A 9,403-nucleotide genomic window follows, 5' to 3' on the forward strand; every position below is an offset into this window, starting at 1 on the left:
TCCTGAGCCTGTTGTGCCGGTGAAGATTTCCTTTACTGCTTCGCAGATTAACCGCAGACTTGGTACAAAGCTTTCCGGTGACGTTATGTGCGATATTTTGAAGAAGCTTGGCTTCGGTATCGAAACAGTTTCTGATGAAAGCTATACAGCTGTTGTCCCGTCCTGGAGAAATGACGTTACACGCTGGGAGGATTTGTCCGAGGAGGTCGCTCAGGTCTACGGCTTTGATGAAATTCCGTCAACAACACCACATGGCAGGGTTATGAGTGCGGGACAGAGCAAAAAACAGTATTTCATTGAGAAGATGAAGGATGTTCTTTGCAGTCTCGGTCTTGATGAAACTGCTTCCTTTGCTTTTACTCATCCTTCAATGTATGATAAAATGCAGGTGCCTGAGGACAGCAAGCTGAGAACCGCGATTCCTATCATGAATCCGCTGACTGATGAATATCCGCTGGTAAGAACCACGCTTCTTTCGAGCGTTTTTGAAAATGTTGTAAGAAATCTTTCGCGCAAAAACGAAGATGTCCGTCTTTTTGAAATCGCACCTGTATTTTATCCGAAGGCTCTCCCTGTTACGGAGCTTCCTGATGAGGTCATGAAGGCTGCCGGAATCATAACCGGACGCCGTGCTCCTCTCGGATGGAATCAGGGAAATGATGAAGTTGATTTCTATGATCTGAAGGGCATTATCGAGGAGCTTTTGACGGCTCTTTCCATTAAACGCTATACTGTAGAGGTCGGAGAGCATTACGCAATGCATCCGGGCAAAACAGCTGTCATTAAAAAGGGCAGTGATATTCTGGCATATATCGGAGAGGTACACCCTGCTGTTGCAGAAGCATTTTCTGTTAAGAAGAAAATGTATGCCTTTGAAATGGATGTTCTCACGCTGATGAAGCATTCGGAAGAGCATTTCACTTATACGCATCTGCCGAAATATCCGGCTGTCAGCCGTGACCTGGCTCTGCTTGTTGACCGTGATTTGCCGGCAATGGATATTGAAAAGGTCATCAAGAAGAATGCAGGCCCGTATTTCAAGGAAGTCTGCCTGTTCGATGTTTATACGGGAAAACAGGTTGACTCCGCGAAGAAGAGTGTCGCGTTCTCGCTTCTTTTCCAGTCAAATGATAAAACTTTGACAGATGCGGAAGTAGATGAGGCGTTTGGTAAAATTGTTTCTGAAGTAGAAAAATTATTTGGCGCAGAACTGCGCGCGTAAAAAATAAAGCTGCTCTTGGCATTTGCTGGAGCAGCTTTTTACAAATCAGGGAGGGTGAGTGTATGAATCAGAAGGTTGACGTTGAAATTTTTGGCGAAATTATTCCGCTGAAGACAGACGGCGATTCCGAGTATGTACGTAATCTTGCGGCTTCAGTGGATAAGACCATGAGAGGTATAGCTCAAAAAACACGCAGTTTTTCTCCTGCCAGAGTTGGTGTATTGGCAGCTTTGGAATTTGCGGATAAATATTTTCAGGCAAAAAGAGATTATGATGAGCTGCTTGACCTCTTGGAGTCGAAAAAGAACCATAAATAGATTTCCGTTTTATTTCATACGTAATAAGGATTGATGAATAAGTGAAATAATGATATAGTACATAGAGATAAATTGATTGAAGTGGGAGTGTAGGATGTTTAATTTCAAGCACAAAAACACGGAATTTTTCGACCTGTTTGTCGACAGCGCCAAGTATTTTTACAAGGGTGCGCTTATTATGGAAGAAGTAATGCTTGATTCATCAAAGGCTGTTGTCAAGATGAAGGAAATCATTGATTTGGAGCATGAAGCTGATGCTGTGAATGACCGGATCATTGATCATCTGAATCAAACATTTATTACTCCCATTGATCGAGAAGATATTTTTGCCCTTGCAAACGGTCTGGATGACGGAGTCGATTTTTTGCAGGGTACACTTCAGAGAATTGTAATTTATCGAATCGGACCGTCAAAAGAAGGGGCTATTTCCTTAACAAAGCTGCTTTTGGAAGCAACTGAGGAAATAATAAAGGCATTCTCCCTTTTGAAGGATATAAAGAAAAACCGTGTTGCTATTTTGGAGGCTACACATAAGATCGGAAAGCTTGAGAGTGAGGGAGACCGTGTTTATCGGCATGAGATCGCTTACCTGTTCGATAATGTCAAGGATCCGATTGAGCTTATAAAGTGGAAGGATATTCTTGAAAATCTGGAAGATACGCTGGATCATTGCGAGGATGTTTCTGATATGATACGCGGTGTGGTAATGAAATATGCCTGAACTTCATTGGATGATTTTTACGGTTATCGGCCTTGCGGTATTGTTTGATTTTATCAATGGTTTTCATGATACCGCAAATGCTATTGCAACATCTGTTTCAACGAGGGCGATTGCTCCTAATGACGCAATCATCATGGCGGCTGTACTTAACTTTATCGGTGCTATGTACAGTACCGGTGTGGCTAAGACAATCGGAAGTGATATTGTCAGCTCGGCGGATCAGGTTAATGAGGCTGTGCTTATTGCGGCTTTGGCCGGTGCTGTTATATGGAATATATTAACATGGTGGATTGCTCTGCCCAGCAGTTCTTCACATGCGATGGTCGGCGGTGTTATCGGCGCGGTTTTGGTTTCTACGGGGATGGGGGGACTGAACCTTGCCGGAATTGGAAAGATTGTTCTTTCTCTTGTTATTTCGCCTGTATTGGCTATTGTTTCCGGATGCGCGGTCATGTACCTGCTCTATGTTATCTTTGGAAACACATCTCCGCATATCATTAACGGACGTTTCAAAAAGATGCAGCTTGTTTCGGCAGCAATGATGGCTTTTTCCCATGGGTCTAATGATGCACAGAAATCCATGGGTATTATTACGCTGGCTTTGTTCAGCGGAAATTATATTTCCTCATTTGAAGTTCCGTTTTACGTAAAACTTTTATGCGCCGTTGCTATGGCGCTTGGAACTGCGCTTGGCGGATGGCGTATTATCAAAACAATCGGCGGAAAGATTTTTAAGCTTGAGCCTATCAGCGGTTTTGCCGCAGATTTGAATTCGTCGCTCGTTATTTTTTCCGCGACACTGCTTCATCTGCCTGTCAGCACGACACATGTCGTTTCCGGTTCCATTATGGGCGTTGGAACGGCAAAGAGAATTCGTGCGGTACGCTGGGGTGTTGCACAACAGATGCTTGTTGCATGGGTTTTGACTATTCCTTGCACGGCACTTTTGGGTTCTGTTCTGTATCAGATTGTTCTTTGGATTTTTTAAGACTTGAAAGGAGTTTGTCCTTTCAAGCTTTTTTTTTAGGGGGATGGAGGATATGGAATCATACGCTAAGGAAGCCTTTATTTCAGAGAAACAAACCCTTCGAGAAATATTTGATTCGTTCTTTCATGATGACATGAAAAATATTGTGGCCGGCAATGTTGACGGTAAAATTCACGGTCTTCAGAATGAGTTTGTCGGTAAACACAGATTTTGCCCGATTTTTATCCAAAGTGAAATAGGACAGCGTATATACCGCCGATCCATTATTTTCTTGATGATTATCGCCGTACACAGATTGTTTTCCGATGCGGAAGTAATAGTCCGTTTTACGGTAAACAAAGGACTGTACTGTGATATTGTGTTTAAAAACCATAAGCTGACTGCGGATGATGTTTCGCTTATAGACAAAGAAATGAAAAAAATTGTATCGGAGAATATTCCGATTACAAAGCAGCGTCTTCCTCGTGAGATAGCTATTCAGTTATTTAAGGAATCTAAACAGATTGCAAAGGTTAATCTGCTAAATTCCCTTATGTTGAAAGAAGTAAGTGTTTTTTTCTGCGGAAAGGATTATGGATATTTTTATGGATCTATGCTGGACAACACCGGTGAATTAGGTCAGTTTAAAATTAATTATGAGGAACCGGGGATACTGCTGAGGACTCCGGCAGGAGAAAAAGCAATTTGCGCTGAGGTTAAGCAGCCAAAGTTCAGAAGTATTTTGACCGAATCAAAAGAGTGGGCTGAAATACTTCACTGCGGGTATATTCCTGATTTGAACCGCTACATAAAGCATAATAAGATTACAGATATTATTCGTGTTTCGGAAGCGCTTCATGAGAAACGAATAGCCAATATTGCGGATGAAATTGCCAGCAATATCAATCGTGTGCGTCTGATTACCATTGCAGGCCCGTCCTCTTCCGGTAAAACATCGTTCAGCCAAAGGCTTAAAGTGCAGCTGAGGGTGTTGGGGCTTGAGCCTGTGTCATTATCTTTGGATGATTATTTCTGGGAGCGTGAAAGAAATCCGAAGCTGCCTAACGGTGAATATGATTATGAATCGTTGGATGCATTGGATCTTGAACTTGTAAACGACCATCTGTTAAAGCTTTTGAACGGTGAAGATATCATGCACCCAAGGTATGATTTTGTCACCGGAACAAGAGAGCTTGATATGGTAGGGCCTGTAAGCCTTCCACCGGGACAGCCGCTTATCATTGAAGGAATTCACGGCCTTAATGAGAAATTGACCTCAGCAATACCGAGAAATCAGAAGTTCAAAATATATGTAAGTGCACTGACTCAGCTTAATGTTGACCAGCACAACCGCATACCGACTACTGACGCGAGACTGATTCGCAGACTTGTAAGAGACTCACAGTTCAGAGGGGCAGGCGCGTTGAAAACACTGAAACAGTGGCCTATAGTTCGGGCAGGGGAGGATAAAAATATTTTCCCGTTTCAGGAGGATGCGGATGTATCTTTTAACTCCGCTTTGATTTATGAGCTGGCTGTTCTTAAAAAACATGCAGTGGCGATGCTGAAGGATGTACCTCCTGTGGCTGAAGAATACTGCATTGTACAGTATATACTGGATATGCTTTCGTTTTTTGATGATATTGATGATGAAGATGAGATACCGAATAACTCTATTTTACGTGAGTTTATCGGTAAGTCGTGCTTTTTCAAATCAAACGGCGATTTAAAGGAATAACGTAATGGACATAAAAAAACTGCGGTTTTTCAACCGCAGTTTTTTATATGCTGTTATGCTTACTCGCCGAGAGTGCTGTGCAGACGCTGTTTTACTTCGTTCGGGTCGTCGATTTTCAAAAGCTCGCCCAGCAGGGATTTTGCCTTATTGGCAGTCAGAGAGCGAAGATTCTTTTTGAAGAATTCTTCAGCAACCTGCGGGAACAGTGCGTAGGAGAGGATATCCTCCTCCGGTGCATTTTCGTAGCCTTTTTCAGCAAGCTCATCACGGAACTGAGCCATTGTCTTTTCTTTTGCATCTTCAACAGCACAGTCTGTGATGATTTCAGAATCCTGAATACCGATGGAGTGCAGGAAATCACGGGAGATTGGTTTCGGTGTATGACCGAACTTGCCACGTGCCAGGTCTTTGAATTCCTTCGGAACCATCTTGTAACGCTCGCCCATCATGACGTTGAAGGTTGCCATAGTACCGACAATCTGGCTGGACGGAGTAACAAGCGGCGGATAGCCGAGGTCGGCGCGTACGCGCGGCATTTCATCCAGCAAATCCTGATATTTGTCTTCCATGCCCTGTTCCTTGAGCTGATTCGTCAGGTTGGAGAGCATACCGCCCGGAATCTGGAAGTCCAGAACGTTAGGATTGACATCAAAATAACCCTTGAGGTTGAACTCTTTGATGAGGTCCTGTTTTACCTGCGTGAAATGCTTGGAAATCGGAATCAGTTTCTGACGGTCAAGCTTTGTATCACGCGGGGATTCCTTCAAGGTTTCAATCATTGTCTCAGTGCACGGCTGAGATGTGTCGCATGCAAAAGGAGCAAGTGCCGTGTCGATGATATCAACGCCTGCTTCGATTGCTTTCAGGTATGTCATGGAACCAAAGCCGCTGGTGTAGTGGGTGTGAAGCTCAATAGGAACTTTGATGGCAGCTTTTAATTTCTTTACCAGGTCTTCAGCAACATACGGCTTCAAAAGACCGGACATATCCTTGATGCAGACAGAATGGCAACCCATTTTTTCAAGCTCTTTGGCAAGCTCAACGAAGGTTTCATTCGTGTGGTACGGGCTGACAGTGTATACGAAACAGCCCTGAACATGGGGCTTCTCCTTGCATTTGAGTGCTTCATCAATGGAAGTACGGAGATTCTGTATATCATTGAGTGCGTCAAAGATACGGAAAACACGCACGCCATGTTCAGACGCTTTGCGGACGAAAGCACGAACCACATCATCGGAATAATGATTATAGCCGAGCAGATTCTGACCACGGAGGAGCATCTGGATAGGGGTCTTTTTCAAATGCTTTTTAAGTGTATCAAGTCTTTCCCACGGATCTTCATCCAAGAAACGAAGGCATGTATCAAATGTTGCGCCGCCCCATGCTTCAAGAGCATTAAAGCCGATTTCATCCAATGCTTCCAACTGAGGCAGCATCTGACTGATGCGCATACGGGTAGCGCACAAAGACTGGTGTGCGTCACGAAGGATTGTTTCCGTAATTTTAACAGGCTGCATTTCTGCCATAATCAAAAACACTCTCCCTTGATTGTATTATTGTGCCTTACGGACATTACATAACTACAGTATATGAAGCTGGATTTTCATTGTCAATGTATACATGAAAAACTTTTACAAAAAATAAGTAATTTCTTTGGTTATTCGTTTTCGTCCATGTCGATTCCTTTTTTTACGAGCTCACGATATGCTTTCTGGAGCGATTTCGTAATTTCGCCGGGCTGACCGTTTGCAATGGTATTGCGGTCAATTGCCTTTACAGGAACGATTTCGTTTTCCGTATTTGTGATGAAAGCTTCTTCGGCAGAATAAGCAAATTCCGGCTTGAAAGCCTTTTCGACAACTGTTAAATCAAGCTGCTTTGAAAGTCGTTCCATGATGAGTTCACGGGTAACGCCAGGAAGGATAAGATTGTTTTTCGGATGTGTCCAGAGGATTCCTTCTTTTACAACGAAGAAATTGGCATCCACGCCCTCTGTAATGATGTTGGCATCCTTGCGGTAGAGAAGGGCCGTTGCGCCGTTAGCTTTTACGGCCTGATCCATTGCGACAACATTTCCAAGCAGGTTAAGTGAGTTAATATCGCAGCGGAGCCAGCGGATATCCTCGACCAATGCGACACGAATACCGTTTTCCTGCCATTCGGTATTCACCGGAGTATCGCGGATAATGACATTCAGGTGCGGCAGGGACGGGTAAGGGGACTGCAAAGAACGCTGGGCTGTTCCTCTTGATAACTGGAAGTAAATGAGTCCGTCCTTTATCTCTGTCTTTTGAATCATTTCATTAAAAAGGTTGTAAAGCTCTTCGTCCGTATCGGCGATAGGAATATTCAATGCCCGCATGGAGTTTCTGTATCTTTCGAGGTGCTTTTTTACTCCAAAGCATACGCCGTCATAAACACGAAGTGTTTCATAAACGCCGTCGCCGAGCTGATAGCCTCTGTCCTCCAGCTGTACGGCATATTCTTTCAAATCAATAAAAGTGCCATCGATGTAAGCCAATTCTTTCATCAAAAGACCTCCTAAGTAGTAATCTTCTATATTATAGATGAAAAAATTTTTTAATAATAGTCTTTATTTTATTGTTTGATATTATTTTTTCCCATGAATACACGACGTTTTTTACATGCGCAAACCTTGAACTATAGCCTTATAATGTGGTATGATTTGTAAAATTGTACAGTATATGCATTCTGAATGGAGGAAAATTTTCAATGAAAATTGTTGTTACTATTGTCGGTAAAGATCAGGTCGGTATCATTGCTTCGGTCAGTTCCATTCTGGCTGATAATAATGTCAACATATTAAACGTCAATCAGAATATCATGGACGGTTTTTTCAATATGGTTCTTATTGCCGAGATGACAGATGACAAGCTGAAGTTGGCAGATTTGCAGAAGCTCCTGAAAGAAAAGGGAGAAGCAATGAGGTTGGAAATTAAAGTGCAGCATCAGGATATTTTCAACAGCATGCATACTATTTAAGTAATAATTTCTTTTTGGGAGGAATAACCTTGATAACGATTGACGATATACTTGAAACCAATCGAATGATAACTGAGAATAAGCTTGATGTGCGTACTATTACGATGGGTATTTCCCTTCGTGACTGTGCTCATCCGAATATTACTCAGTTCTGTCAGAATGTTTACGATAAAATAACCAAATCAGCTGAGTTCCTTGTTAAAACGGGTGAGGAAATCGAGGCTGAATATGGTATCCCTATCATCCATAAGCGCGTGTCGGTAACTCCGATTGCTATTGCGGCTGAGGCATGCAAAACAGATACCTATGTTCCTGTGGCAGAGGCTTTGGACAGAGCTGCAAAGGAAGTAGGAATCAATTTCATCGGCGGTTTCTCCGCTTTGGTAGAGAAGGGCTTCACCAACGGTGACCGTATTCTGTTGAACTCCATTCCGCAGGCATTGGCAAGCACATCGCTTGTATGCTCTTCGGTCAATCTGGGCTCCACAAAAGCCGGCATAAACATGGACTGTGTCCGTGAGATGGGTGAAATCATCAAGAGAACTGCAGAGCTCACCCGTGACGAGCAGGCAATCGGCTGCGCGAAGCTGGTTGTATTTGCAAACGCACCGGGAGATAATCCTTTCATGGCAGGTGCTTTCCACGGTGTAAGCGAAGCTGAGCGTGTAGTCAGCGTAGGCGTAAGCGGCCCGGGCGTGGTAAAACATGCTCTTGAAGGACTCAAGGGTGCGGATTTCACAGAGGTTGCCGAAACAATCAAGAGAACCGCATTCAAGATTACCCGCGTAGGTCAGCTTGTAGCCCGCGAGGCATCCAAACGTCTTGGTGTTCCGTTTGGAATTATTGACCTGTCTTTGGCACCGACTCCGGCAGTTGGAGACAGTGTTGCAAACGTTTTGGAAGAAATGGGACTTGAAAGCTGCGGTGCACCGGGAACGACAGCTGCTTTGGCACTTCTTAACGATGCTGTGAAAAAGGGCGGTCTTATGGCTTCCTCGCATGTTGGCGGCCTAAGCGGCGCATTTATCCCTGTCAGTGAGGATCAGGGCATGATAGACGCAATCAACGCCGGCAGCCTCTCCATAGAGAAGCTGGAAGCAATGACATGCGTATGCTCCGTCGGACTTGATATGATTGCCATTGAGGGAGATACCTCCGCAGCTACTATTTCGGGAATTATTGCCGACGAGGCTGCTATCGGTATGATCAACAACAAGACTACGGCTGTACGTATTATCCCTGTTCCGGGCAAGAAGGTCGGAGACGTCGTAGAATACGGCGGTCTTTTGGGATACTGCCCAATTGTTCCTGTAAGGAATAAATTCAGTTCTGAGGCGTTTATTGCAAGGGGCGGGCGTATTCCAGCTCCAGTCAGAAGCTTAACGAATTAAGAAATCAGAGCCCTGCAAAGGGCTCTTTTCTTCCTGAGGAGGAA

General features: G+C 43.9%; 9 protein-coding genes. 7 read left to right on the forward strand and 2 right to left on the reverse strand.

Going from position 1 to position 9,403, the window contains the following annotated elements; genetic code table 11:
• The 5 genes from ACY69O_RS02660 to ACY69O_RS02680 form a co-directional block, all read left to right on the forward strand.
• The coding region (locus tag ACY69O_RS02660) for a phenylalanine--tRNA ligase subunit beta (RefSeq protein WP_462331923.1) at positions 1–1,222 on the forward strand (1,222 nt) is incomplete at its 5' end.
• 62 nt (positions 1,223–1,284) lie between these two features.
• Complete coding sequence (locus ACY69O_RS02665) at positions 1,285–1,539, forward strand: cell division protein ZapA (protein ID WP_462331924.1); 255 nt, start codon at positions 1,285–1,287, stop codon at positions 1,537–1,539.
• Positions 1,540–1,633: 94 nt separating this feature from the next.
• The gene (locus tag ACY69O_RS02670) at positions 1,634–2,260 is read left to right on the forward strand and encodes a DUF47 domain-containing protein (RefSeq protein WP_462331925.1); all 627 of its coding nucleotides are present in this window, start codon (positions 1,634–1,636) and stop codon (positions 2,258–2,260) included.
• Entirely contained in the window at positions 2,253–3,248 is a 996-nt protein-coding gene (locus ACY69O_RS02675) for an anion permease (RefSeq protein WP_462331926.1), read from the forward strand. Before ACY69O_RS02670 ends, ACY69O_RS02675 begins: the two co-directional genes overlap by 8 nt.
• Positions 3,249–3,300: 52 nt before the next feature.
• Positions 3,301–4,965: a uridine kinase family protein gene (locus ACY69O_RS02680; RefSeq protein WP_462331927.1), complete on the forward strand. Its 1,665-nt coding sequence runs from the start codon at positions 3,301–3,303 to the stop codon at positions 4,963–4,965.
• 59 nt (positions 4,966–5,024) lie between these two features.
• On the opposite strand, the gene ACY69O_RS02685 is transcribed toward ACY69O_RS02680, so the two are convergent.
• Positions 5,025–6,482 (reverse strand): pyruvate carboxylase subunit B, encoded by a 1,458-nt coding sequence (locus tag ACY69O_RS02685; RefSeq protein WP_462331930.1) that lies wholly within the window; start codon positions 6,480–6,482, stop codon positions 5,025–5,027.
• A gap of 140 nt (positions 6,483–6,622) precedes the next feature.
• Positions 6,623–7,495: an aminotransferase class IV gene (locus ACY69O_RS02690; protein WP_462331928.1), complete on the reverse strand. Its 873-nt coding sequence runs from the start codon at positions 7,493–7,495 to the stop codon at positions 6,623–6,625.
• 203 nt (positions 7,496–7,698) lie between these two features.
• On the opposite strand from ACY69O_RS02690, the gene ACY69O_RS02695 reads away from it, so the two are divergent.
• On the forward strand, positions 7,699–7,968 hold the full coding sequence (locus ACY69O_RS02695; protein WP_072936486.1) for an ACT domain-containing protein: 270 nt from the start codon (positions 7,699–7,701) through the stop codon (positions 7,966–7,968).
• 29 nt (positions 7,969–7,997) lie between these two features.
• Positions 7,998–9,359, forward strand: coding sequence for a DUF711 family protein (locus tag ACY69O_RS02700; protein WP_462331929.1), 1,362 nt, complete (start codon positions 7,998–8,000; stop codon positions 9,357–9,359).
• The last annotated feature ends 44 nt before the right edge of the window (positions 9,360–9,403 follow it).

Source organism: Schwartzia sp. (in: firmicutes), assembly GCF_978017985.1.

Coding starts and splice junctions, on each gene's coding strand:
- ACY69O_RS02665 (WP_462331924.1), top strand. CDS start 1,285: ATGAATCAGAAGGTTGACGTTGAAATTTTTGGCGAAATTATTCCGCTG.
- ACY69O_RS02670 (WP_462331925.1), top strand. CDS start 1,634: ATGTTTAATTTCAAGCACAAAAACACGGAATTTTTCGACCTGTTTGTC.
- ACY69O_RS02675 (WP_462331926.1), top strand. CDS start 2,253: ATGCCTGAACTTCATTGGATGATTTTTACGGTTATCGGCCTTGCGGTA.
- ACY69O_RS02680 (WP_462331927.1), top strand. CDS start 3,301: ATGGAATCATACGCTAAGGAAGCCTTTATTTCAGAGAAACAAACCCTT.
- ACY69O_RS02685 (WP_462331930.1), bottom strand. CDS start 6,482: ATGCAGCCTGTTAAAATTACGGAAACAATCCTTCGTGACGCACACCAG.
- ACY69O_RS02690 (WP_462331928.1), bottom strand. CDS start 7,495: ATGAAAGAATTGGCTTACATCGATGGCACTTTTATTGATTTGAAAGAA.
- ACY69O_RS02695 (WP_072936486.1), top strand. CDS start 7,699: ATGAAAATTGTTGTTACTATTGTCGGTAAAGATCAGGTCGGTATCATT.